This window comes from Mesorhizobium sp. M0830, assembly GCF_040319965.1.
Lineage (GTDB): Bacteria > Pseudomonadota > Alphaproteobacteria > Rhizobiales > Rhizobiaceae > Mesorhizobium.
The window spans coordinates 23,785-48,594 of sequence record NZ_JAMYOR010000051.1 but is presented as its reverse complement, the minus strand read 5'-3'; the positions used below and the strand labels follow the sequence as shown (position 1 = coordinate 48,594).

General features: G+C 63.2%; 24 protein-coding genes and 1 pseudogene. 18 read left to right on the top strand and 7 right to left on the bottom strand.

All coding sequences use genetic code 11. The features are described from left to right. Positions 1-126 precede the first annotated feature (126 nt). From NKI20_RS25060 to NKI20_RS25045, 4 genes are all read right to left on the bottom strand, one after another. The gene (locus tag NKI20_RS25060) at positions 127-645 is read right to left on the bottom strand and encodes a YcnI family copper-binding membrane protein (protein ID WP_352608740.1); all 519 of its coding nucleotides are present in this window, start codon (positions 643-645) and stop codon (positions 127-129) included. A gap of 39 nt (positions 646-684) precedes the next feature. Beyond that, positions 685-1,224, bottom strand: coding sequence for a copper chaperone PCu(A)C (locus NKI20_RS25055; protein ID WP_352608741.1), 540 nt, complete (start codon positions 1,222-1,224; stop codon positions 685-687). 97 nt (positions 1,225-1,321) lie between these two features. Further along, complete coding sequence (locus tag NKI20_RS25050) at positions 1,322-1,678, bottom strand: DUF2946 family protein (RefSeq protein WP_352608764.1); 357 nt, start codon at positions 1,676-1,678, stop codon at positions 1,322-1,324. 149 nt (positions 1,679-1,827) lie between these two features. After that, positions 1,828-2,730, bottom strand: coding sequence for a GntR family transcriptional regulator (locus NKI20_RS25045; protein ID WP_352608742.1), 903 nt, complete (start codon positions 2,728-2,730; stop codon positions 1,828-1,830). A 230-nt stretch (positions 2,731-2,960) separates the two neighbouring features. Here NKI20_RS25045 and NKI20_RS25040 point away from each other — a divergent pair, with 230 nt between their 5' ends. The 6 genes from NKI20_RS25040 (at position 2,961) to NKI20_RS25015 (ending at position 10,621) form a co-directional block, all read left to right on the top strand. Then, positions 2,961-4,466: a UxaA family hydrolase gene (locus NKI20_RS25040; protein ID WP_352608743.1), complete on the top strand. Its 1,506-nt coding sequence runs from the start codon at positions 2,961-2,963 to the stop codon at positions 4,464-4,466. Between the two features lie 61 nt (positions 4,467-4,527). After that, complete coding sequence (locus NKI20_RS25035; RefSeq protein WP_352608744.1) at positions 4,528-5,526, top strand: aldo/keto reductase; 999 nt, start codon at positions 4,528-4,530, stop codon at positions 5,524-5,526. A 329-nt stretch (positions 5,527-5,855) separates the two neighbouring features. Then, positions 5,856-6,848 (top strand): ABC transporter substrate-binding protein, encoded by a 993-nt coding sequence (locus NKI20_RS25030; protein WP_023760801.1) that lies wholly within the window; start codon positions 5,856-5,858, stop codon positions 6,846-6,848. 170 nt (positions 6,849-7,018) lie between these two features. Then, entirely contained in the window at positions 7,019-8,572 is a 1,554-nt protein-coding gene (locus NKI20_RS25025) for a sugar ABC transporter ATP-binding protein (RefSeq protein WP_352835364.1), read from the top strand. Then, positions 8,569-9,534, top strand: a complete 966-nt coding sequence (locus NKI20_RS25020; protein ID WP_023760803.1) for an ABC transporter permease — start codon at positions 8,569-8,571, stop codon at positions 9,532-9,534. Before NKI20_RS25025 ends, NKI20_RS25020 begins: the two co-directional genes overlap by 4 nt. 67 nt (positions 9,535-9,601) lie before the next feature. Beyond that, a complete protein-coding gene (locus NKI20_RS25015) occupies positions 9,602-10,621 on the top strand; it encodes a zinc-binding alcohol dehydrogenase family protein (RefSeq protein WP_352835361.1) in 1,020 nt (339 codons plus the stop codon). Positions 10,622-10,949: 328 nt separating this feature from the next. Here NKI20_RS25015 and phnF read toward each other — a convergent pair whose 3' ends face one another. Further along, a complete protein-coding gene (phnF, locus tag NKI20_RS25010) occupies positions 10,950-11,699 on the bottom strand; it encodes a phosphonate metabolism transcriptional regulator PhnF (protein ID WP_352835358.1) in 750 nt (249 codons plus the stop codon). Positions 11,700-11,820: 121 nt separating this feature from the next. On the opposite strand from phnF, the gene phnG reads away from it, so the two are divergent. The 12 genes and pseudogenes from phnG to phnE (NKI20_RS24950) all read left to right on the top strand — a co-directional run bounded on the left by phnG (position 11,821) and on the right by phnE (NKI20_RS24950) (position 22,321). Then, entirely contained in the window at positions 11,821-12,282 is a 462-nt protein-coding gene (gene phnG / locus NKI20_RS25005; protein WP_352608749.1) for a phosphonate C-P lyase system protein PhnG, read from the top strand. Next, positions 12,282-12,893, top strand: a complete 612-nt coding sequence (gene phnH / locus NKI20_RS25000) for a phosphonate C-P lyase system protein PhnH (protein WP_352835356.1) — start codon at positions 12,282-12,284, stop codon at positions 12,891-12,893. The genes phnG and phnH overlap by 1 nt, the downstream gene beginning before the upstream one ends. A 1-nt stretch (position 12,894) precedes the next feature. Then, a complete protein-coding gene (locus NKI20_RS24995; protein ID WP_352835354.1) occupies positions 12,895-14,007 on the top strand; it encodes a carbon-phosphorus lyase complex subunit in 1,113 nt (370 codons plus the stop codon). Beyond that, a complete protein-coding gene (fosX, locus tag NKI20_RS24990; RefSeq protein ID WP_352835351.1) occupies positions 14,004-14,423 on the top strand; it encodes a FosX/FosE/FosI family fosfomycin resistance hydrolase in 420 nt (139 codons plus the stop codon). Before NKI20_RS24995 ends, fosX begins: the two co-directional genes overlap by 4 nt. Next, positions 14,420-15,247, top strand: a pseudogene (locus NKI20_RS24985) (alpha-D-ribose 1-methylphosphonate 5-phosphate C-P-lyase PhnJ); the annotation flags it as partial. The gene fosX and the pseudogene NKI20_RS24985, both read left to right, overlap by 4 nt. Before the next feature lie 137 nt (positions 15,248-15,384). Continuing rightward, positions 15,385-16,161 carry a phosphonate C-P lyase system protein PhnK gene (gene phnK, locus NKI20_RS24980; RefSeq protein WP_127259763.1) on the top strand — a complete coding sequence of 259 codons (777 nt, stop codon included), beginning with the start codon at positions 15,385-15,387 and terminating at the stop codon, positions 16,159-16,161. Positions 16,162-16,483: 322 nt separating this feature from the next. Continuing rightward, positions 16,484-17,191 carry a phosphonate C-P lyase system protein PhnL gene (gene phnL, locus NKI20_RS24975; RefSeq protein ID WP_352835347.1) on the top strand — a complete coding sequence of 236 codons (708 nt, stop codon included), beginning with the start codon at positions 16,484-16,486 and terminating at the stop codon, positions 17,189-17,191. Continuing rightward, positions 17,188-17,805: a DapH/DapD/GlmU-related protein gene (locus NKI20_RS24970; protein WP_352835344.1), complete on the top strand. Its 618-nt coding sequence runs from the start codon at positions 17,188-17,190 to the stop codon at positions 17,803-17,805. Before phnL ends, NKI20_RS24970 begins: the two co-directional genes overlap by 4 nt. A 277-nt stretch (positions 17,806-18,082) precedes the next feature. After that, positions 18,083-18,940, top strand: a complete 858-nt coding sequence (phnC, locus tag NKI20_RS24965) for a phosphonate ABC transporter ATP-binding protein (RefSeq protein WP_352835341.1) — start codon at positions 18,083-18,085, stop codon at positions 18,938-18,940. Positions 18,941-19,032: 92 nt separating this feature from the next. Further along, on the top strand, positions 19,033-19,941 hold the full coding sequence (gene phnD / locus NKI20_RS24960) for a phosphonate ABC transporter substrate-binding protein (RefSeq protein ID WP_352835338.1): 909 nt from the start codon (positions 19,033-19,035) through the stop codon (positions 19,939-19,941). A gap of 55 nt (positions 19,942-19,996) precedes the next feature. Continuing rightward, on the top strand, positions 19,997-20,953 hold the full coding sequence (phnE, locus tag NKI20_RS24955; RefSeq protein ID WP_352835336.1) for a phosphonate ABC transporter, permease protein PhnE: 957 nt from the start codon (positions 19,997-19,999) through the stop codon (positions 20,951-20,953). Further along, positions 20,954-22,321, top strand: a complete 1,368-nt coding sequence (phnE, locus tag NKI20_RS24950; protein WP_352835334.1) for a phosphonate ABC transporter, permease protein PhnE — start codon at positions 20,954-20,956, stop codon at positions 22,319-22,321. A 367-nt stretch (positions 22,322-22,688) separates the two neighbouring features. Here phnE (NKI20_RS24950) and NKI20_RS24945 read toward each other — a convergent pair whose 3' ends face one another. Both NKI20_RS24945 and NKI20_RS24940 read right to left on the bottom strand, forming a co-directional pair. After that, positions 22,689-23,540: a sugar phosphate isomerase/epimerase family protein gene (locus NKI20_RS24945; RefSeq protein WP_352835332.1), complete on the bottom strand. Its 852-nt coding sequence runs from the start codon at positions 23,538-23,540 to the stop codon at positions 22,689-22,691. A gap of 36 nt (positions 23,541-23,576) precedes the next feature. Then, a complete protein-coding gene (locus tag NKI20_RS24940; protein WP_352835329.1) occupies positions 23,577-24,764 on the bottom strand; it encodes a Gfo/Idh/MocA family protein in 1,188 nt (395 codons plus the stop codon). Positions 24,765-24,810 lie beyond the last annotated feature (46 nt).

Below are 24,810 nucleotides of genomic sequence, written 5' to 3'. Positions count from 1 at the left end.
CCCCCCCCCCCCCCCGGGGGGGGGGGGGGGGCCCTTTTTTCGCCGCGTCGCCTTCTTGCTCGCGCTCTCTCCCCCCCCCCCACACCCTCGGGGGGGGGCGTGTGCCCCCCCCCCCCGCCGGGGAGATCATTTCTTTGGCCGCAGCTTGATGCCGGGCGCCGGGTTTTCGAGGGCGTCCTCATCCTGTCCGGCCGCCGGGATTTCGATCCAGCGGACGGTGGCACCGTCGCATTCCTGCACCACCGGAAAGTAAAGCGTCTGGCCCACCGGGAGATCCTCCGTCAGCGTCGCGCGAAAGACGAACTCGTCGTAGAATTCATCCGGCAGGCTGCCGCCGCTCCAGTCGACTTCCTTGACCCCATCGCTCACCGATTGACCGTAGAGTTGATAGGATTTGTCGTACTTGCCCTTCTTGGCCTGCAGCGTCCAGCCAGGCTTAGGCATCGGCTTCACCGCGATCACCCCTTCCGGGATCTGCACGCGTACGGCAGTCGTAGCCTTGCCGTCGCAGCCATGCGGCACGCGTAAGATTGCCTTGTAGGTCGAGCCGACGGCCGCTTCCTGGGTTTCGAGCGTGATATGCGCGAAAGCGGCATTTGTCCCGAGCACGAAAAGGACTGCGGCGGACAAAAGATACTTGTTCATGATGGTCCCTCTGATTTCAAACTGGCGAAGCTGGCCGGATCAATTGGCGTGATCGTCCGTGGCGCCACCACCGATGCCTTCGACGGCGAAATCGACGCTGACGGCACCGGCCTTCTCGAAGGTCAGCGTGGCGGAAAACTTTTCGCCCTGCTTGGGTTGCCGCTTCAAGCCGAAGAACATCAGATGATAGCCGCCAGGCGCCAATGCCACCTTGCCGCCGGCCGGAATTTCCAGGCCGCCGGCAACCGGTCGCATGGTCATGACGCCGTCCTTGACGCCCATTTCATGCAGCTCGGCCTTTTCAGAAATATCGGAGGAAATCGACACCAGCCGATCCGGCGCGCTGCCATTGTTGGTGATCGTGAAATAGCCGCCGGCGACCTTGGCGCCGGCCGGCGTGGCGCGCGACCAGGGGTGGCCGATATCGAGATCGCCGACCTTGAACTCATGCGCGAACACGGTCTGGACGCCGATGAACAGCAGCGCAAGAGCCAGCACGGCAATGCCGACACCTTCTTCGATGCTGCGTAGAATGGTGCCGGGCTTAAGACGCGCGGCGTCAGGAAAGAAATTGAACATGGTTGCTCCATGAAGTGATGGTCGCGCCGTTGCCGGTCGCGAGCAGTTTGATCTTTGGATGGGTACGCCCACGAAAGGTTCCGGCGGGCAAGCAGGCTCAGACCGTCAGCGGCGGCGCGCGCGGGTTCGACGGCGAGCGCTCACGCACGAAGTCGAGATGGATGGCCGCCCGGAAGACAAAGGCTACCGTTTCAAAGGAACGACTGTCCAGCGCAAGCCCGGCATCGGGCGGCGGCGCAAAGGCCGGCGAAAACATGCCGCAGCCGAGCACGCAGCATGCCGGCTGATGGGACGGCGGCTGGTTGCCGCCGGGAAGCTGGGTGGCACCCCCATGGGTGCAGATGACGTTGCCAAAGGCATCGAGTTGTGACGCATTCGGCACGTTTCCGAAGGCGAAAGCGCCGAGCGTCGACTGGAGCAACAGCAGATAGGCCGCGACAAGCGCGACCGGTATGCTCCACCGTCTCCTCGATACGCCCAAAACCCTGCCTCTTCGCAGCAATGCAACATTCCTAGCACGAGGCCGTCGGGTGGAAAATCGCCAATTCGATGCTGCGGCAACGCGGCAGGAAGCGCGTCGCAGCCCTTCAGATGCGACGCGCCTTATGATTTTTGGGGCGACCGCATTTCGGGGATCGAGGTCAGCAAGGTCTGGCGCGCCGACTTCAGGTGCTTGCGGCAGGCGGCGTCGACCTTGCCGAGATCGCGTGATTTCAGCGCCTCTATATAGACCAGATGCTCATTGATCGCGACTTCGTTGCGTTCGCGTTCTCGCGTCTTGTTCCATTGGTAGTGATAGTGAAAGATCATGGCGATGACATCGTAGAAATCCACGATGAACCGGTTATGCGACGCCCGGTGGATGAGCCGGTGGAAGCGCTCGTCCAACTCGGAGAATTCGTTGAAGCGGGTGGCGATCTCGCTTGCCAGCCGACGATGTTCGTCTTCCAGACGTTCGAGATTGGCCCAGACAGCGCTGTCCTGCGGCAGAGCGGCGAAGGCTGCCGCCGAGCGCAGTTCGAACATCTCACGGATTTCAGTCAACTCCAGCGCGAAAGCGCGCGTGAAACCCTTAAGCACCCAGTGGCTGTTGCGGCGCTTCTCGATCAGGCCGAAGCGCGAGAAGCGGATCAGGAACTCGCGCACGCTGGTGGTGCCGACGCCGATCTCGCGCGCCAGTTCGAGTTCGTTGATCTGCATGCCGGCTTCCGCTCCGCCGGCAAGCAGGCGCCGCATGAACGACCGCTCGATGATCTCGGCCAGCGTGTCGGTTTCTTCCTCGGGGAAGAAATCATCGGGACGCGGTTCGCGCAGCACCGTCTTGGCACGTTTGTTCCAGGCGATCAGCCCGGTCTCTTCCATGCGCGCAAGAATCGATCGTACCGTGGTGCGGCTGACGCCAAGCAAGGTGCCCAGTTCCGGCTCCGAAGGCAGGCTGCGCGTCTCGTCGAGCAACCGCAGGCAGCGGTTGTAGGCATCCTTATAGACGTTGTTGCTCTTCGACATCCCTGACCCGTTGCACGCCGTCGCTTGCGGCCGTCGGCCGGAAGCGCAATATGACGTTCCCATGACCCCTGAAAGCGAAATTCGCTTTCCTGAACGCCGATGGACATGCGGAACTCCCCAGCGAAAAAACAATTGACGCAAAATTGTTTTTTCACGATAAAAGACATTATATCTAAACAAGCGCGTGTCAATCCGCCCGCGCACCCCAGGATCACCCAGGAAAACCGCCCGTGAACGCCTCCAACTGCATCCTCCTGTCCCCCGCCGACAATGTCGCCGTCGCTAACGGCCGCATCGAGATCGGCACCGTGCTGCCGGGCGGCGCCGTCGCCGCTGCTCTGATCGAACCTGGCCACAAGGTGGCGATCAAGCCGATCGCCGCCGGCGAGGCCGTGGTCAAATACGCGCAGGCGATCGGCCGTGCGACACAGGATATTGCAGCCGGCGAGCATGTTCATTCGCATAATCTGGTTTTCGAATCGGGCCGCTTGCCGGTCGTGCCGCCGAGCGAGGCCGAGCACGCGACGGAAGCGGACCGCGCCCGCACCTTCATGGGCTATCGCCGCGCCGATGGCCGCGCAGGCACGCGCAACTTCATCGGCATCGTCGCCAGCGTCAATTGCTCGGCCACCGTCTGCCATTCGATCGCCGACACCGCCAACCGAACCCTGCTGCCGAAATATCCCGGCATTGACGGCTTCGTACCGATCGTTCACGGCCAAGGCTGCGGCATGAGCGCCACCGGCGACGGCATGATGGTGCTGCACCGCACGCTTGCCGGTTATGCCCGCCACCCGAATTTCGGCGGCGTGCTGATGGTCGGCCTCGGTTGCGAGGTCAACCAGCTCACGCTCTATGGCCAGAAGGGCGTCGCTGCCGGCAAACGCCATTTCAACATCCAGGACGCCGGCGGTTCGCGCAAATCGGTCGAAAAGGCGATGGGCGTGCTGGCTGAGATTGCCGAGGAAGTCGGCCAATTGAAGCGTGAGCCGATCCCGGTCAGCGAGATCGTCGTCGGCCTGCAATGCGGCGGCTCCGACGGCATGTCGGGCATTACAGCCAATCCGGCGCTGGGTGCTGCCGTCGATATCCTGGCCGGCGTCGGCGGCATCGGCATCCTCTCCGAGACCACGGAAATATACGGCGCCGAACATCTGCTAGCCTATCGCGCGGCAACGCCGGAGATCGCGCAGAAGCTCGACGGCTTCGTGAAGTGGTGGGAAGATCACGTCGCCAAGCACGGCGCCTCGATCGACAACAACCCCTCGCCCGGCAACAAGCGCGGCGGCCTCACCACCATCCTGGAGAAATCGCTCGGCGCGGTCGCCAAGGGCGGCCAGACGCCGCTCAATGGTGTCTTCGGCTATGCCGAAAAGGTCACCGGCAGCGGCTTGGTGTTCATGGACACCCCCGGCTACGACCCGGTCTCGGCGACCGGCCAGGTGGCGGGCGGCGCCAACATCATCGTCTTCACCACCGGCCGCGGCTCCTGCTTCGGTTGCCGGCCGACACCGTCGATCAAGGTCGCCACCAACTCGACCATGTATCATCAGATGGAAGAGGACATGGACGTCAATTGCGGCGTCATTGCCTCCGGTGAAAAGACCATCGCCGGCATGGGCCGCGAGATCTTCGAACTGATCGTCGAGACGGCTTCCGGCCGCAAGACCAAGAGCGAGGATTTCGGCTACGGCGACAACGAGTTCGTGCCCTGGCACCTGGGCGCGACGCTTTAGTTTCCACTGATATCTGAAGATGACCAGGCCGGACAATGGTCGGGAACGGGGAGGTTTTCGCATGAACAAGCGCCGCATCGGTCGCACCGCGCTCGAGGTCACCGAGGTCAGCTTTGGCGGCGCTGCGCTCGGCGGCCTCTACCGCGCCTGTCCGCGCGAAGCCGCGATGGAGACGCTGCAAGGCGCCTGGGAAGCCGGCCTGCGCTATTTCGACACCGCTCCCTTCTACGGTTTCGGCCTGTCGGAACGACGCTTCGGCGACTTCCTGCGCTACAAGCCGCGTGATTCCTATGTGTTGTCGACCAAGGTCGGCCGGTTGTTCCGCCCGGTGCCGGATGACCATGTTCCCGATCACTCCTATGTCGATCCGCTGCCCTTCGCGCTCGATTACGACTATTCCTATGACGGCATCATGCGCTCGGTCGAGTTCAGCTATGCGCGGCTTGGCCTGAACAAGATCGACATCCTGTTCGTCCACGACATCGGCGCCTACACGCATGGCGCCGAGAAGACCAAGCTGCACTTTCGCGATCTGATGGATGGCGGCCTCAAGGCGCTCGAAGAGCTGAAGAGAACAGGTGTCATTTCCGCCTATGGGCTCGGCGTCAACGAGGTGCAGATCTGTCTCGACGTGATGCGCCGGGCGCCGCTCGATTGCATCCTGCTCGCCAGCCGCTATTCCCTGCTCGACCGAAGCGCCGAAGCGGAATTGCTGCCGCTGTGCCGCGCGCAACAGACCTCTTTGGTCATTGGTGGCGTCTTCAACTCCGGCATCCTGGCGACCGGGCCGGTGCAAGGCTCGCATTTCGATTACCGCCCTGCCAGCCATGACGTGCTCGATCGCGTCGGTGCGATGGAAAGGATCGCAGCCGAGGGCGGTTATCCGCTGGCCGCGGCCGCGTTCCAGTTCCCGCTCCATGAACCAATGGTCGCTACCGTGCTGACCGGTACTGCCAAGCTGGCAAACCTGACCCGCAACCTCGAATTGCTCGACATCGACGTGCCGGAGACGGAATACCCCAGATATCGCCCCCATACCCTGGTGCAGGAGCTGGCGTGAAACGCGATCCGCTCGGTGAACGGCGATCCGGTTTCACACCCTTGCAATTTATATGAGAATGAACATTCCATATTGACGAACGGGTGGAATTAATATTCCATACGCTCACGGAATGGAAACGGGAGCATTCGATGACGGCGAGGGAAAGCAGTGCGGTGGCTCTGCCTCTGCCAGGCTTCCCGAGAACTGGTCAAACACCGCTTGCATCGGCCGGTTCGATGCACTATCAAAACATGGCAACTGTTTTTTATTGATAAAGTTCTGTTTGGGCTACGCCTATCCGAACGGAGCTTCCGTAACGTTCACCGGGCGACTTAGGGAGGAACCTCATGAAATTCGTGACCAGCATTCTCAACCGCCGCGCTGTCATGGCGCTGGCAGCAGCTTCGATGCTCACCGGCGTCATGCATTCGGCGCCGGTTTCGGCGGCGGATGTGACCATTCCGATCATCGTCAAGGACACCACGTCCTTCTACTGGCAGATCGTTCTGGCCGGCGCCCGCAAGGCCGGCAAGGATCTCGGCGTCAACGTGCCGGAACTTGGCGCCCAGGCTGAAACCGACGTCAACGGCCAAGTCTCGATCCTCGAGAACGCCGTTGCCAGCAACCCGGGGGCCATCGTCATTGCGCCGACCGAGTTCAAGGCGCTTGGCAAGCCGATCGATGAAGCCGCTGCCAAGGTCAAGGTTATCGGCATCGACTCCGGCGCCGACTCCAAGGCCTTCACATCGTTCCTGACCACCGACAATGTGCAGGGCGGCCGCGTTGCTGCCGACGGCCTTGCAGCCGCTATCGGCGCCGCCAACGGCGGTAAGATCGAGGGCGACGTCGCTCTGATCACCAACGCACCGGGCGCCGGCTCGCTCGAACAGCGCAAGCAGGGCTTCACCGAACAGCTGGCCGCCAAATATCCGGGCCTGAAGCTGGTCGCCGACAAATATGCCGACGGCCAGGCCACCACCGGCCTCAACATCGCCACCGACCTGATCACCGCCAACCCGAATCTCAAGGGCATCTTCGCCTCCAACCTGATCATGGCGCAGGGCGTCGGTCAGGCTGTCGCCGAAAACAACCTTGGCGGCAAGCTGGCGCTGGTCGGCTTCGACAGCGACGAGAAGCTGATCAAGTTCCTCAACGACGGCGTCATTTCCGCCCTCGTCGTCCAGGATCCGTACCGGATGGGTTATGACGGCATCAAGACCGCACTCGCCGCCTCGAAGGGCGAAAAGGTCGAGGCCAATGTCGACACCGGCGCCAATCTGGTGACCAAGGACAACATGAAGGACCCCAAGATCGACGCGCTGCTCAATCCGAAGCTCTAAGCCTTCGCATCCAAATCGTTTCCGGGGCCTCGCGCCCCGGAAACATTCGCTGCCGGCACAAACGGCTTGGCAATCCACGAGCCTGAGCTAGGCTGTCTTCGCGGCATATCCTTGCCTCGCCGCGTGCCAATCGTGAGGCCAATCTGGGAGGCCAATCTGGGAGGATTGTCATGACATCGACGGCGCAGGAACTGCATCCGGCCCCTGTGCTGGAGCCTGGCAGGACCATCCTCGAATTGCGCGGGCTGGAGAAGCGTTATCCCGGCACCCACGCGCTCAAGCCGGTCAACCTCGCCTTCAAGTCCGGCGAGATCCACGCCATCGTCGGCGAGAACGGCGCCGGCAAGTCGACCCTCATCAAGCTTTTGACCGGCGTCATGCCGCGCACCTCCGGAGAGGTCATCTGGGAAGGCCAGCCGGCTGCCCTGGCGACGCCGCATGAGGCGATGGCGCTCGGCATCAATGCCGTGCACCAGGAGGTCGTGCTGTGCCGTCACCTGACGGTCGCCGCCAACATGTTCCTCGGCGAAGAGAATTCGCGCTTCGGCATCCTGCAGCAGCGCGCCATGGTCAGGCAAGCGCAGAAGATCATCGACGATCTCGGCTTCGACCTGCCGGCGCATGTCACGCTGGGCGACCTGACCATCGGCCAGCAACAGCTGATTGCAGCGGCCCGCGCCACCGTGCGCGGTACCAAATTCCTGATCTTCGACGAGCCGACCGCCTACCTCACCCGCAAGGAGGCCGACCAGCTTTTCACCCTGATCCGCCGGCTGAAGGGCGAAGGCGTGACGATCATCTACATCAGCCACCGCATGGAGGAAGTGTTCGAACTCGCCGATCGTGTTTCCGTGCTGCGCGACGGCATGCTGGTCGGCACCCGCAACATCGCTGAGACCAACGATGCCGAGCTGGTCAAGATGATGATCAACCGCTCTATCGAGCAGGTCTACCACAAGGAGCATTTCACGCCGGGCGCCGCGATCATCGAAGCGCGGAACCTGTCCGGCAAAGGGTTTGAAAATGTCTCGATGACGGTTCGCGCCGGCGAGATCGTCGGGCTCTATGGCCTGATCGGCGCCGGGCGCAGCGAGTTCGTCACGACACTTTATGGCCGCCACCGCAAATCGGCCGGCCAGATTCTCTGGGAAGGCAAGGAGGTTCAGGTCAAATCCGAGCATGACGCGATCAAGCTCGGCATGGCGCTGGCGCCGGAAAGCCGCCGCGACCAGGGCCTCTGCCTCAACCTGCCGGTCGGCCTCAATCTCAACCTGCCGATCTACAAGCGCATCTCGAACAATCTGCTGATCTCGAGTGCGCAGGAAAAGACGCAGGCCGATCGCCAGATCGCCGATCTGCGCATCAAGACACCGACGCGCGGCGCTCTGGCGTCCAGCCTGTCGGGCGGCAACCAGCAGAAGATCGTCATCGGCAAATGGCTGGCGCACGGCGCCAAGCTGTTCATCTTCGACGAACCGACAGTCGGCGTCGATGTCGGCACCAAGGCCGAGATCTACCGGTTGTTCGGCGCGCTGCTGTCGAAAGGCGCCGGCATCATCCTGATCTCGTCCTATCTGCCGGAAGTCTACGAGCTGGCCGATACGCTGCATGTGTTCCGGCGCGGCAAACTGGTGGCAACTCATGGTTTTCGCGGCGCCAGCCACGAGGACATTCTCACGCAGGCGCTCGCCGAGAAACAAGAAAAGCAGGGAGGACAGATATGAGCACCGAGGCGATTGCTGTCGAAAAGCCGAAACGGAACTACAATGTCCTGTTCGGGCTGACGCTTCTGGCGTTGCTGGTTCTGCTCTGGATCGTCCTGTCGGTCGCGACGCCGAGCTTCGCCTCTTCCAATAACATCGCCAACCTGCTGCGGCAGGGTTCGATGATCGCCATCATGGCGGTCGGCCAGACTTTCGTCATCATCACCGGCGGCATCGACCTGTCCGTCGGCGCCGTGGTCGGCTTCGCCACCGTCGTCGCCGCCATGATGATCAATGCCGGCTTCCCGATCTGGCTCGCCATTCTGGTGACGCTGCTGGTCGGTGTTGCCATCGGCATGTTTCACGGCTTCGGCATCGTCAAGATGGGCTTGCCGCCGTTCATCATCACGTTGGCGACGCTGACCTCGCTGCGCGGCATCGGCCTTTTGATGACCAACGGCAATTCGATCAATATCAACAGCGACACCTTCACCGCCTTCTCGCGCAGTTCCTTCATCGGCATCCCCAACCTGTTCTGGATGGTGATCCTGGTCGGCATTCCGGCCTATATCTTCCTGCATCACAGCCGCTGGGGCCGGTATCTGTTCTCGGTCGGCTCTAACGCCGAGGCCTCGCGCCTGTCCGGCGTCAATGTCCAGCGAACCATCTACATGGCCTACACGCTGTCCGGCCTCTGCGCGGCTTTCGTCGGCGTGCTGCTGGCCGCCCGCATCGGCATCGGTAATCCGACCCAGGCTGAGGGCTGGGAGCTGCAGGCGATCGCCTCGTCGGTCATCGGCGGCACCTCGCTGTTCGGTGCCGTCGGCTCGGTGCACGGACCGCTGCTTGGCGCCTTTATCCTGGCCACCATCAACAATGGCGCCAACCTGCTCAACGTCAACTCGTTCTGGCAGCGCATCATCACCGGCGCGCTGATCATCATCATCGTCTACTTCGACGGGCTGCGCCGCCGCGGCAAGTAAACCCTCGATCAATCGCTGGCCCGTCACAATCGACGGGCCGGCGATTCATTACCGACTGGATTGAAGCATGAAGGCCGTCGTCTGCCGTTCGCCCGGCGATCTTATCCTGGAAGACCGTCCGGCCCCCGGCGCGCCGCCTCCCGGCTGGGCGCTGGTGTCCGTCAGCCATGTCGGCATCTGCGGCACCGACTATCACATCTTCGAGGGCAAGCACCCGTTCCTCGCCTATCCCCGCATCATGGGCCATGAAGTATCGGGTACCGTGGTGGAACCCGGGGAAGGTGTCGAACTGGCCGTTGGCGAACCGGTCGTCATCAACCCCTATCTTTCCTGCGGCAAGTGCATCGCCTGCCGGCACGGCAAGCCGAATTGCTGCGTCAGCATCGAAGTGCTCGGGGTGCATCGCGACGGAGCCATGTGCGAACGCATCCTGGTGCCGGCGCAAAATCTCTATCCTGCCAACGGCCTGTCGTTGGCCGACGCCGCCGCCGTCGAGTTCCTGGCCATCGGCGCACATGCCGTGCGGCGTGCCAAGGCCGAAACCGGCGCACGCACACTGGTCATCGGCGCCGGCCCGATCGGGCTCGGCACCGCCATCTTCGCTCGCATCGCCGGCCTCGACGTGACATTGCTCGACATGAGCAGTGAAAGGCTCGCCTTCGCCGAGAATGAGCTTGGGTTCCAGACCCTCGACGGCTCGCGCGGCGCGGTGCCAGATCTGGTCAGGGAGGCAACCTCTGGCGAAGGCTTCGATGTGGTCTTCGACGCCACCGGCAACACCCAGTCGGTGCGGTCGGCTTTCGCCCATGTCGCGCATGGCGGAACATTGGTGCTGGTCAGCGTCGTCAAGGACGACATCAGCTTTTCCGATCCGGAATTCCACAAACGTGAAATGACATTGATCGGCAGCCGCAATGCGTTGCGCGCCGATTTCGACCATGTCGCCGCCTCGATCCGCAACGGCGCCGTTCCGCTGGCAAAACTCGTCACCCACCGCACCACGCTTTCCGGCACGCCACACGATCTGTCCCGCTGGGCGCATGAGAAATCAGGACTGATCAAGGCTGTGATCGAGGTGGGAGCATAACTTAGCAGGCGGTGAACCCGGCCCGAATTGACGACGCCCCGCGCAGATCGACCCCCACTCCGTCTCGGCTTCGCCGAGCCACCTCTCCCCCGATCGACGGGGTAGAGGAAGGTGCGAGCCTATTGCGGCCAACGCTCCTCAACCAGACTCCCTCCTTCTCCCGCCGCCAGCGGGCTCCTTCCTCTCCCTCCGGAGGGGGGAGAGGTGGCTCGGCGAAGCCGAGACGGAGTGGGGGAAGGCGGTCCTCAAACGCCAAGCCGCTGACAGGGGAGCGCGCGACCGATCAGCGCGAGTCAGAAGTCACGGTCTCGCATAAGGCCGGCACTCCCTACAGCGCCGAGAGCTTCAGCTCCACCCGTTCTGCCGGAAACCTGGACTCGGAAAACTGGATCGGCTGGCCATCCGGCGTGACGTTGACAGCGACTGTAACCAGCACGATGGCGCCCGGTTGCAGGTCGAGGTCTGCAAGGTCCGCCGCATCGGCGTGGCGCGCCGATAGCACGGTCGATTGCCTGAGATAGTCGTCGATGCCGAACCGGGCGAGCGATGCGGTGATCGAGCCGGTCTCCGCCATTGCAGCATCGATACCGGCAAAGCGCCGGGCATCGAACCAGCCGGCAGCGCGCGACACAGGCCGTCCGTCGGCTTCGCCGCGCGTTTCCAGGCGGATCACATCGGCTCCCTTGGCGAGCCCCAGCCCCTCGGCGACGCGCTGGCTGGCCGGCTCGACCGAGGACGCCAGCAGGACGATATGCCGTTCCGATGTCTGCCCTTGCAGGCCCGTTGAAAAGCGTGTGCGCGCACCGATGGGATAGGACAGCCGCCTGCGCGACAGCACGAAGGTGCCGCGCCCCTGCTCGGCCCGCAGCACCCCTTCCTGCACAAGGGCCGATATGGCGCTGCGCACGGTGTGGCGGTTGACGCCATAGCGCTCAGCCAGTGCCATCTCCGGCGGCAGCGCGGCGCTTTCTGCGAAATCGCCGACGGCGATCGCCTGCAGGATCTTCTCGGCGATCTGCCGCCACAGCGAGACGCCGCTGCGCCGCTCGATGCTGTCCGCTGCCAGCCGCCCGACCATTGATTGCCCCCAGTCTTCAAGTGCTTGTCATCCACCCGTCATGGACTCGCGCTAGATAATAGGTATAATTTGTATAGTTGTCTATATCAATAGACAAATTTGGCGAAGAGGAATGTTGCTGATGCGAGGACAGGAAGCCCGCGATCAAGCCGAACGCAAGGCCGCCATGGCAACCCTGGCGCAATCCGGCGGCGACGACATCGTTCGGCTCTGGAACGAGGCCGGACTGCCTTCGGACGCAGAACTGCTGCGCGGCCCCGAAACCGGCCTGGTCACCGTACGCGGCCGCATCGGCGGTGGGGGCGCGCCCTTCAATGTCGGCGAGGCGACCGTCACCCGCGCCACCGTCCGGCTGCCGTCCGGACAGGTCGGCCATTGCTATGCGCTTGGCCGCGACAAGCAGAAGGCGAAGCTGGCGGCCATCGCCGACGCACTGTGGCAGGACCCGGCCCGCCGCGCCGAGGTCGAGACCGGGCTGATAGCGCCTCTGCGGTCGGCCCTGACCACGGCGCATGAACGCCGCCGCGCCGAGACGGCGGCAACGAAGGTGGATTTCTTCACCATGGTACGCGGAGAAGACTGATGGACATCGCATCGCAATCGATCGAGGGCGGCTTCGCCGATCCGGTCTTCAACGCACAGACCGTGTTCCGCGCTGTCATGGAGGCGATGGCGCGGCCTGGCAGCGTGCAGCCGTTGCCCGCCTTTGCCCGTCCGCCGGCGCCGCTGTCGGCGACCGCCGGTGCCATTGCGCTGGCGCTTTGCGACAATGACACCCCGCTCTGGCTCGACCCGGCTTTACAGGCTTCCCCTGCCATCAAATCCTGGCTTGGTTTCCACACCGGCGCGCCATTGGCCAACACGCCGGCCGATGCGCATTTCGCGTTGATCGCAGCCCCGGCCGAGATGATGGCGCTCGACGGTTTTTCGCAAGGCACGCAGGACTATCCCGACCGTTCGACCACATTGGTCCTGCAGGTCAGCGATCTCGTCTCCGGCACGCCTCTGTCGCTCGAAGGTCCCGGCATCGAAACCAGCGCCACGATCGCGCCGGCGCAGATGCCGCGTCATTTCGTCGAGCAGTGGAAGCAGAATATCAAGCGTTTTCCGCGCGGTGTCGACATCATCCTCGCCACCACTGATGGCATTGCCTGCCTGCCGCGCACGACGCGCATCAAGACGATGGAGGCGTAATATGTATGTCGCGGTAAAAGGCGGCGAAGCCGCCATTGCCAATGCCCACACCCTGCTTGCCGACCGCCGGCGCGGCGACCGTTCTGTGCCCGCACTTCGCCTCGACCAGATCGTCGAGCAGCTGGCGCTCGGCGTCGACCGGGTGATGAGCGAAGGCTCGCTCTACGACCGGGAACTGGCGGCACTCGCCATCGTCCAGGCGCGCGGCGACATGATCGAGGCAATCTTCCTGGTACGCGCCTATCGCACCACGCTGCCGCGCTTCGGCTACACCAAGCCTATCGACACCGCCACCATGCTGGTCGAGCGGCGCGTGTCGGCGACTTACAAGGACCTGCCTGGCGGCCAGTTGCTCGGCCCGACCTTCGACTACACCCACCGGCTGCTCGATCCCGAGCTTGCCGCCGGCGCCGACGTCGCCGAGCCGCTGCAGCGCGAGACCGAAGCGCAAGCCATGCCGCGCGTCTCGGCCATCCTTGCCCGCGAAGGCCTGATCGAACCGGACGGCGACATGCCGCAGGATCACGTCCCCGGCGACATCACCCGCGAGCCGCTGGAGTTCCCGATGGCGCGCGACATCCGCCTGCAGGCGCTGTCGCGCGGCGACGAGGGCTTCCTGCTGGCGCTCGGCTATTCCACACAGCGCGGCTATGCCCGCAATCATCCCTTTGTCGGCGAAATCCGCATCGGCGAGGTCGAGCTGGAACTCGACGTGCCCGAACTGCCTTTTGCTGTCCCGCTCGGCACTGTGCGCATCACCGAATGCCAGATGGTCAACCAGTTCAAGGGTTCGGCCAAGGCGCCGCCGCAATTCACCCGCGGCTACGGCCTCGTCTTCGGCCAGAGCGAGCGCAAGGCGATGGCGATGGCGCTCTGCGACCGGGCGCTGCGCGCCAGCGAGTTGGGCGAGGATGTCGTCGCTGCTGCCCAGGATGAGGAGTTCGTCATCTCGCATTCCGACAACGTTCAGGCGACCGGCTTCGTCGAACATCTGAAGCTGCCGCACTATGTCGACTTTCAGGCCGAACTCGACCTCGTGCGCCGCATGCGTGCCGAATACGACGCCCGCGAAAACCCTACGAAGGCCGAAGAGAAGCGGGAGGCTGCGGAATGATCGAAGGCCTCTCCCACATGACCTTTATCGTCCGCGATCTCGACCGGATGACCGAGATCCTCGAGGGCATACTCGACGCCCGAGAGGTCTATGCCAGCGGTGCCGAACAGTTCTCGCTGTCGCGCGAAAAGTTCTTCCTGATCGGCGACATCTGGGCCGCCATCATGGAGGGCGATCCCTTGCCGGAACGCAGCTACAACCACATCGCCTTCAAGATCGATGACGCCGATTTCGACCGCTACGCCGAGCGCGTCAAAGCGCTTGGCCTCGACACGCGCCCGCCGCGCCCACGCGTCGAGGGTGAAGGCCGCTCGATCTATTTCTACGACGACGACAACCACATGTTCGAACTGCACACAGGCACGCTCGCGGAGCGGCTGGCACGCTACGCCAAGGGACTGAAAGTCGCGCAATGACCGACATCGCCACCTACAACTTCGCCTATCTCGACGAACAGACCAAGCGGATGATCCGCCGCGCGATCCTCAAGGGCATCGCCATCCCCGGCTATCAGGTGCCGTTCGCCTCGCGCGAAATGCCGATGCCCTATGGCTGGGGCACCGGCGGCGTGCAGGTCACCGCTTCGATCATCGGTCCCGACGATGTGCTGAAAGTGATCGACCAGGGCGCCGACGACACCACCAATGCCGTCTCGATCCGCGCCTTCTTCAAGAAGGTCGCCAATGTCGCGGTGACCACCGACACAGCCAGCGCCACCATCATCCAGACCCGCCACCGCATCCCCGAGCATCCGCTGACGGCAGGCCAGGTGCTGGTCTATCAGGTGCCTATCCCCGAGCCGCTGCGCTTCCTTGAACCGCGAGAGACCGAAACGCGCAAGATGCATGCGCTGGAGGAATACGGCCTCATGCATGTCAAGCTCTATGAGGACATCGCCAAGCACGGCCGCATCGCCACCACCTATGCCTATCCGGTCAAGGTCGAGGGCCGCTATGTGATGGACCCGTCGCCGACGCCTAAGTTCGACAATCCCAAGATGCACCGCTCGCCCGCCCTGCAACTGTTCGGCGCCGGCCGCGAAAAGCGCATCTATGCGGTGCCGCCCTTCACCGAAGTGGTCAGCCTCGACTTCGAGGATCATCCGTTCGAGGTGCAGACCTTCGACCAGCCCTGCGCGCTGTGCGCAGCCGAGAATGTCTATCTCGACGAGGTCATCCTCGACGACCATGGCGGCCACATGTTCGTCTGCTCCGACACCGACCACTGCGAGAAGCGACGCAACGCCCCTACCTCCCCCTTATGGGGAGGTCGCGCCGAAGGCGCGGGTGGGGGGCTTGACCAATCCACGCTCCACTCAACCCCCACCCCGGCGCTGCGCGCCGACTCTCCCCACAACGGGGAGGGTAAGGAGAAGCAATGACCGACGAACCGCTGCTGCGCGTCTCGGCGCTCTCCAAATTCTACGGCTCGCGCGTCGGCTGCGACAACGTCTCCTTCGACCTGTGGCCGGGCGAAGTCCTGGCTGTCGTCGGCGAGTCCGGTTCCGGCAAGACGACGCTGCTCAACTGCCTATCGACGCGGCTGCTGCCGAGTTCCGGGACCGCCAGCTACCGCATGCGCGACGGCCAGTTCCGCGAGCTTTATCGCATGAGCGAGGCCGAGCGCCGCTTCCTGATGCGCACCGACTGGGGTTTTGTTCACCAGAACCCCGCTGACGGCCTGCGCATGACGGTGTCGGCCGGCGCCAATGTCGGCGAGCGGCTGATGGCTGTCGGCGATCGCCATTACGGCAGGATCCGCGCCACCGCGGTCGACTGGCTATCGCGCGTCGAGATCGACGAGGACCGCATCGACGACGAGCCGCGCGCCTTCTCCGGCGGCATGCGCCAGCGCCTGCAGATCGCCCGCAATCTCGTCACCGGCCCACGGCTGGTGTTCATGGACGAGCCGACCGGCGGCCTCGACGTCTCGGTCCAGGCGCGCCTGCTCGACCTGCTGCGCGGTCTGGTCACCGATCTTGGTCTCGCGGCCATCGTCGTCACCCATGATCTCGCGGTAGCGCGGCTGTTGTCGCAGCGCATGATGGTGATGAAGGACGGCCGCGTCGTCGAAAGCGGTCTCACCGACCGCGTGCTCGACGACCCGCGCGCGCCCTACACCCAGTTGCTCGTTTCCTCGATTCTGCAGGTTTGACGATGAAGTCTCAAAGCGCGTGTTCGCGAAACCTTGGCGCGAGGCACCCCCCTCTGGCCTGCCGGCCATCTCCCCCGCAAGGAGGGAGATCGGCTGTCCCTGCTGCTTTCACCAATTACCAAGGCTGCAAGAAAAGCGCTGCGGGTGAAACTGCCAATCTCCACCCTTGCGGGGGAGATGTCCGGCAGGACAGAGGGGGGTGCCTCGCGCCGACACCTCGCAACCACCCGCTTCGAGATTTCACCTTTATTCCGCACGTGCAATTGCATTGGCCAGAGGGGGGTGCTGGCCCGCAAACGAACGATGATTGGAGGACCTTCTGATGGCCACCCCCCTCGTTGTCTCGGACGTCGCCAAGAGCTTCACCATGCATCTGCGCGACGGCATCAAATTGCCTGTCGTCGCCGGAGTCTCGTTCTCGATCAGGGCCGGCGAATGCACCGTGCTTGGCGGCCCATCCGGTGCCGGCAAGAGCTCGATCCTCAAGATGCTCTACGGCAACTATGCCGTCGATGAAGGCCAGATCATCGTCACGCACGACGACGGGCTGATCGACCTTGCCACCGCCAGCCCGCGCACCGTGCTTGCCGTGCGCCGGCAAACGATCGGCTATGTCAGCCAGTTCCTGCGCACCGTGCCGCGCGTCTCGGCGCTCGATGTCGTCGCCGAACCGCTGGTCGAACGCGGCGAAGACCGCAAAATTGCACGCGACAAGGCACGCACCTTGCTGGCGCAGCTCAACCTCCCGGAGAAACTTTGGGCATTGCCGCCGGCGACCTTCTCCGGCGGCGAGCAGCAGCGCGTCAACATCGCGCGCGGCTTCATCACCGAGCACCCGATCCTGCTGCTCGACGAACCGACCGCTTCGCTCGATGCCAGGAACCGCGACGTCGTGATCGAACTCATCGCCGCCAAGAAGGCGGCTGATGTCGCCCTGCTTGGCATCTTCCACGACCACGACGTGCGCGAGGCGGTTGCCGACCGCATCATCGACGTCACCGCTTTCGCTCCCGGAAAAATCGCCGCATGACCAGGAAATTGTCTGAGACCCCGCTGGTCCACCCCACGGCGGACGTCCAGAACTCCACCCTCGGCCGCTGGACCGAGATCGCCGACCGCAGCCGGGTGTTGGAGAGCGAACTCGGCGACTATTCCTACATGATGCAGGATTGCGCTGTCTGGTGCGCCACGATCGGCAAGTTTTCCAACATCGCGGCGAGCGTGCGCATCAACGCCACCAACCACCCGACCTGGCGGCCGACGCTGCACCATTTCACCTATCGCGCTTCGGACTATTGGGACGACGCCGAACATGAGAGCGAATTCTTCGCCCAGCGCCGCGCCAGGCGCGTCACCATCGGCCACGACACCTGGCTCGGTCATGGCTCGACCATCCTGCCCGGCGTCACCGTCGGCGATGGTGCTGCGGTCGGCGCCGGCGCTGTCGTCTCGAAGGATGTCGCCCCCTACACCATCGTCGCCGGCGTGCCGGCAAAACCGATCCGTGAGCGCTTCGACCGCCGCACCGCCGAACGTTATCAGGCGCTTGCCTGGTGGGACTGGGATCATGCCAGGCTGCGCGCTTCGCTCGACGATTTCCGGGAACTATCGGCCGAGGCCTTCCTGGAAAAATACGAAGGATAGTTCTTCACATCATCATCATGGGCAGCCGCATGGCGGGACCTGTTCGATGACTCTCTCAAGCTTTTCGAGCAGCAGGCTCCCGTGATCGAAATCAAAGCTCCGGCCTTCTGCAGCTTCCGGGACATGGAGCACTTCGAGGAATTGCTGGTCCTGGGCCGGCCGCAACTCCACACCTGTGGAGCGTAACAAAACTGACATCACCGCGACACGGCAGGTTCATGTGGCTGCGTTAGGCGAGTGCCTGACGATCAATATGGTCCGGACTGGAACCTGCCCCATGTCAGCAAACTCTGCCACGCTCGAAATCCGCGGTGTCACCCGACGATTTGGCAAGAACACCGCCGTCAGCGACATCAACATCGCGATCCCGCAGGGTCAGATGGTTGGCATTATCGGCCGTTCCGGTGCCGGCAAATCAACCCTTCTTCGCATGATCAACCGTCTCATCGATCCCAGCCAGGGGTCGATTTTCTTTGACGGCGCCGAAGTCTCGCAGTTGCGCGGCTCGCCGCTGCGGCGCTGGCAGCGCGACTGCGCCATGATCTTCCAGCAGTTCAACCTGGTGCCGCGCCTCGACGTGCTGACCAATGTGCTGCTCGGCAAGCTGAACCACCGTTCGACCATGTCAAACCTGTTCGGCATGTTCTCCCGCGCCGAATGCGCCGAGGCCGTCGCCGCCCTGGAGCGGCTCGACATCGCCCGTACAGCACTTCAGCCCGCCGGCACCTTGTCGGGTGGACAACAGCAGCGTGTCGCCATTGCCCGTGCCATGATGCAGCAGCCCAGGGTGATCCTCGCCGACGAGCCGATCGCTTCGCTCGACCCGCTCAACGCCAAGGTGGTGATGGATTCGCTGCAGGACATCAATTTGCGCGAAGGCATCACTGTCGTCACCAATCTGCACACGCTGGACACCGCCCGCACCTACTGCAACCGTATCATCGGCATGGCCGCCGGCAAGGTCGTCTTCGACGGGCCGCCGGAAGAGCTCAACCGCGAAGCCGTGCGCCTCGTCTACGGCGCAGACAACAATGGCCAGGAAATCTCAGAGGCCATTACTTCGACCAGCGTTGCCTTCAGCCGAAAGATCGCCGCATCCGCCGGACCGCTCGAACCGGCATTCCCGGGGTATTGAGAGCGGTTGGGATCGCCAGCCCACGTCAAGGGCGCCAGTCAAACTCAAGAACGCTGCCGGCGCGGGGCCGGAACCTACAGGAGAGATTACAGATGTCCAGAAAGATGGTTTTTGGCGCCGTTTCGGTGCTCGCCATGGCGACCAGCATGGCCCATGCGGCCGACATGAAGGAATTTCGCGTCGGCATTCTCGGCGGCGAAAACGAAACCGACCGGCTGCGCAACTACCAGTGCCTCGCCGACCACTTGAAGACCGAATTCGGCTTCGAAAAGGTCTCGCTGTTCCCCGCCGCCGATTATGATGGCGTGATCCAGGGCCTGCTCGGTGGCACGCTCGACTTCGCCGAGCTCGGCGCTTCCGGCTATGCCAGCGTCGCTCTCAAGGACCCGAAGGCAGTCACCCCGATCCTCACCACCCAGCAGACCGACGGCGCCACAGGCTACTATTCGATCGGCCTCGCCCTGAAATCCTCCGGCATCACCGACATCAAGTCGGCCAAGGGCAAGAAGCTTGGTTATGCCGATCCGGATTCGACCTCCGGCTATCTAATCCCGCTGACCCAGATTCCGAAGGACACCGGCGCTTCGAACGAGACCTTCTTCGCTTCGACCCAGTTCAATGGCGGCCACGAGAACAACGTTCTGGCCGTGCGTGACGGCAAGGTCGACGTGGCAGTGGACGATTCGTCCGGCATTGGCGACTTCAAGGACGGCTACACCTCCGGCACCTTCCACAAGGAAGTCGCCAAGGGCGCCGTCGACCCCAACGACTTCGTCGAAGTCTGGCGCTCGGGCCTGATCCCGAACGGCCCGCTGGTCGTGCGCACCGCGCTCGGCAACGAAATGACCGCCAAGCTCACTGACTTCTTCACGCAGCTGCCCAAGAAGGACAAGGCCTGCTTCGAAGGCATCGAAGGTGGCGACTTTACCGGCTACGCTCCAGTGAAGGCAGACTTCTACAACGTCATCGTCGAAGCCCGTAAGGCAGCCATCGGCGGCTAACGGCAAAATTAGGAAGGGCGGTGTTCAGAACACCGCCCTTTTTGCATCTCCGATCATGACCCATTCCGTGACAGTCCCTTCCGGCGCCACTCACCAGATGGCCGACGCCTGGCGTCGCCAGACGTCCTTGCGCCGGCTCTACACCGCCATCGGCGTCGGCCTGCTCGTTGTCGCGCTCGGCGGCACCATGTGGTTCGCCGACGAGGCCAATGCCGGGCATTTCTTCGACCGGCTGCCACATTTGCTGGATTTCCTGAGCTGGCTCGTCCCCAAGGACTGGAGCGATGTCTGGCGGGCAATGTTCGACATCGCTTCCCCACACGACACCGGTACCCAGGAATTCAACTTTCCGCTTGGCCGCGCCTATGTCTGGGGCAGCTTCTACATCCCTGAATATTTCGAGCTGATGCTGACCACGCTCAACGTGGCGTTGGTCTCGACGTTCATCGGCTTCGTCTTTGCCGTGCCGTTTTCCTTCATCGCGGCGCGCAACCTGACGCCGCATCCGGTGCTGCGGCTGATCGTCAAGCGCTTCATGGAATTGCTGCGCGCCTTTCCCGAAATCGTCATCGCCGGCCTGTTCGCGGCCATCGTCTCGATCGGACCGATCGCCGCCATCATCGCCATCGGCCTGCATTCGATCGGCGCGCTGGGCAAGCTGTTCTACGAGATAAACGAGAACATCGACATGCGCGCCGAGGAAGGCCTGCGAGCCGTCGGCGCCAATTGGTTCGAGCGGGTGCGCTTTGCCGGCCTGCCGCAGGTGCTGCCCAACTTCATGTCCTACACGCTGCTGCGTGTTGAAATAAACGTCCGCATTTCCACCATCATGGGCGCCGTCGGCGGCGGCGGCATCGGCGAGGAACTGAAGCTGTCGATATCGCGCGGCTTCGGCGCCAAGACGATAGCCCTGGTGCTGCTCCTGTTCACGACGATCTTCATCGTCGACCAGTTCTCCGCCTGGCTGCGCCGCAAGCTGGTCGGCGAGCAGGCTTTTGCTATGAGCCCGTGAATGACGACGATGACCGCCGATGAAATCCAGTCGATCGAGGAACGCTTTCCGCAGGTGTTCAAGCGGCCGTTCCAAAAACGCTTCGGGCCGCTGCTGTTGCTTGGTGGCATCTTTTTCTACCTCCTCTACGCACTGTGGTTCTTCAACCTGCCGCAAGTGATGCGGGAATCGCATTGGGAGCGCCTGCCGCTGTTCCTGACCCAGTGGATCAGCTACGACGTGCAGCCGATCTTCCGCCTCGATGAGCCGCAGATCACCGCCAAATACCCACGCTTCTCGGTGCTCGGCCCGAATCCCAATCCGGACTGGGTCAAGACCAATGCCGATGGTTCGGTGACGATCCTGATCGACGGCGCCGCCAAATCGATCACCTTCACCAAGACGCAAGCGACGATCATTGCCAACGGCGAAACCGTGCTTGTCGCGCTAGGCAGCGGCAAGCCGCTGATCTCCGGATCGGTTCCCGGCTGGATCACCGCGCATGAGGATGAGGTCGTCGCCGACATGGGCTTTGCCGGCGAGGCCCGCGTCGCTGCTGATCGCGTCAGGATACGCAAGCGTTTTCTAGGTTGGGCAAACTTCGTCTTCGATACGCGCTCGCCGTTCTTCGGCAAATCGGCAGGCGAAGTCGCCTCGCTGATCGTCTCAGGGCCGGAACTCAAGCCGGGCACGTCCAACCTAGCGCTGGCCGGCGACAACATCTGGAACAACGCCCAGTGGCAGCATGGCGACGTCTGGACGAAACTCTTACAGACCATCGTCATGGCTTTTCTCGGCACCCTGCTTGGCGGCATCGTCGCCTTTCCGCTGGCCTTCTTCGCCGCCCGCAACATCACGCCCAGCCGGCTGGTCAACCAGGTGCTCAAGCGCTTCTTCGACTTCATGCGCTCCATCGACATGCTGATCTGGGCGCTGTTCTTCACCCGCGCCTTCGGGCCGGGACCGCTGGCGGGCAGCGCGGCGATCTTCTTCACCGAAATCGGCACGCTCGGCAAAACCTATTCCGAGGCGCTGGAGAACATCGACGACAAACCGCGCGAGGGCGTCGTCTCGACCGGCGCCAATGGCCTTCTGGTGCAGCGCTACGGCGTGCTGCCGGAAGTGGTTCCGGTGTTCATCAGCCAGACGCTCTACCAGTGGGAATCCAACACCCGCGGCGCCACGATCATCGGGGCCGTCGGTGCCGGTGGCATCGGCCTGAAACTGTGGGAAGCGATGCGCACCAACTCCAACTGGGCCAACGTCTTCTACATGGTGCTGCTGATCCTGCTCGTCGTCTTCATCTTCGACAACATATCCAACTTCCTGCGCCGCCGGCTGAGCCAAACCATCCACGACTACAACAGGCTTCAGGCCGAGCAGGGGTAGTCTTGTGACGCAGAAGCGCAAGCATCGTCTCGCCCGGCGCCAAAGGGTCGACCCCCACTCCCTCGAGCTGCGCTCGACACCTCTCCCCCGATCGACGGGGTAGAGGAAGGGCGCAAGGCTATCCGAGTCGGCACCCGTCCTCCAAGGCCGAGGCATTCTTCTTTTCCCCGCGCCACCATGCTTTCTTTCTTTCCTCTCCCTCCGGAGGGGGGAGAGGTGGCTCGGCGAAGCCGAGACGGAGTGGGGGAACCACGTGGCAACCGCCGCGAACGCAAATCGAATGGACTCGGCGCAATCATCGTCTCGCCTCGCGCCTAGGGTCGCCGAAGCAGGTCTTCTTCGCGTGACTATCGCCCGATCAGGGCGCCTAAACCGCCCTCTTCCACCCGTTCCTGATATGCTTGTACCCATCGCGATAGACCGCTTCCGGCGTTTCGGAAAAATCGCGCCACACCTTGGTTGCTGCCGCCAGGTCCTTCAGCGAACGCCCGAACGCCTCGATCGTCAGCCAGTCGTCATAGCCGCTCTTGCGGATGGCGGAAAAAGTTTCCTTCCAGGGAATATGGCCGCGCCCTGGCACGCCGCGGTCGTTCTCGGAAATGTGGATGTGCACGACATTCCGGCGGTGTTTTGTATAGGCGCCGATCGGATCGGCCTCCTCGATATTGGCGTGGAAGGTGTCGTACATCGCCTTGATATGCGGCCGGTCGATGGCGTCGATATGCTCCGACAGGTCAGCCATCGTGTTGAGGAGATAGCATTCGAAGCGGTTCAGCGCCTCGAGTCCGATGGTGACTCTCTTCTTGCCGGCATGGTCGCCGATAGCGCGCTGCGAGGCGACGGAGCGCTTCTTCTCTGCGGCCGTCGGCCCTGAGCCGGAAAAGGCGCCGAGCGTCGAATGCAGCGGGCCGCTTAGCGTATTCGCGCCAAGCGCATCGGCGCAGTCGATCGCCCATTTCATATAATCGACACCGGCCTTGCGCGTTGCCGCATCGGCCGCGATCAAATTCATCGCCGGATCGCCCATCGCTGAAACCGCGGTCCGCTCCAGTCCGATGCGGTCGAGCAGATCGCCGAGTTTTTTGTAGTCGTCGGGCGTGCCGGCGAAGATCGGTATCTCGACGCCATCGAAGCCGGTTGCCTTGATATCCCTGAGCAACGGCTCGTGTTTCTTCGACACAGCCGTCGTCCACAAGAACATGCACATGCCGATTTTCATCGACGCCCCCTCCCCTTGGATCCCCCTGATTTTTATTTAGAGTTTCGTCCACGCCCCATTCTTCTTCGACGACTTCACACAGGCCTCGATGAAAGCCATGCCTTCGACACCGTCGTGAATGGTCGGGAAGACGACGTCCTTTGCCGGCTTGCCGCCTTTCTTGCGGGCGGCGCGGATGGCGCGTGCGGCCTCCTGGTAGATGTTGGCGAAACCTTCGAGATAGCCCTCGGGATGGCCTGACGGCACGCGGCTGACCCGGCCCGCCACCGGCAACGAGCCGGCGCCATTGCGGGTGAGCAGCTGCTTGGGCTGGCCGAACGGCGTGTACCAGAGATAGTTCGGGTCGGCCTGCACCCATTCCAGCCCGCCCTTGGAGCCATAGATGCGCAGCTTCAGCCCGTTCTCATGGCCCGGCGCCACCTGGCTTGCCCAGATCATACCCTTGGCCGGATGCGTCTTGCCCGCGGGCTTGAAGCGCAGCATGACGTTGACGTTGTCGTCGAGCAGCCGTCCCGGCACGAAGGCATCGAGATCGGCTGAAAGGGAATCCAGCTCCAGCCCGGAAACGAAGCGGGCGAGATTGTAGGCATGCGTGCCGATGTCGCCCAGCGCACCGCCGGCACCTGCCTGTTTCGGGTCGCCGCGCCACGACGCCTGCTTCTGGCCAGTGGCGGCCAAGTCCTCGGTCAGCCAGTCCTGCGGATATTCGGACTGCACGATGCGAATGTCGCCGAGCACGCCCTTGGCCACCATCTCGCGCGCCTGCCGGATCATCGGATAGGCGGTATAGTTATGGGTGAGCACGAACACCTTGCCGGTCTTCTCGACTATCGCCGCCAGCTTCTTGGCTTCGGCCAGCGTCGTTGCCAGCGGTTTATCGCAGATGACGTGGATACCGGCCTCAAGGAAGACCTTGGCCGCCGGCACATGCACATTGTTCGGGGTGACGATGGCCACCGCCTCGATGCCGTCGGACCGCTTGGCTTCGGCTTTGGCCATCTCGGCATAGGACGCATAGCTGCGATCGGGGTCGAGCCCGAGTTCAGCGGCCGAGGCTTTTGCACGCGCCGGGTCGGATGACAAAGCGCCGGCGACCAGCACGAAATCATTGTCCAGGCGCGCCGCGATCCGGTGCACCGCGCCAATGAAGGCGCCTTGCCCGCCACCGACCATGCCATAGCGGATCGGGCCGCCTCCCGCTTCCGACTTCGATGCGCCGACCATGTCTTTCTCCTTGGCTGTTGCTCACCTCCCCTTGAGGGGAGGTCGA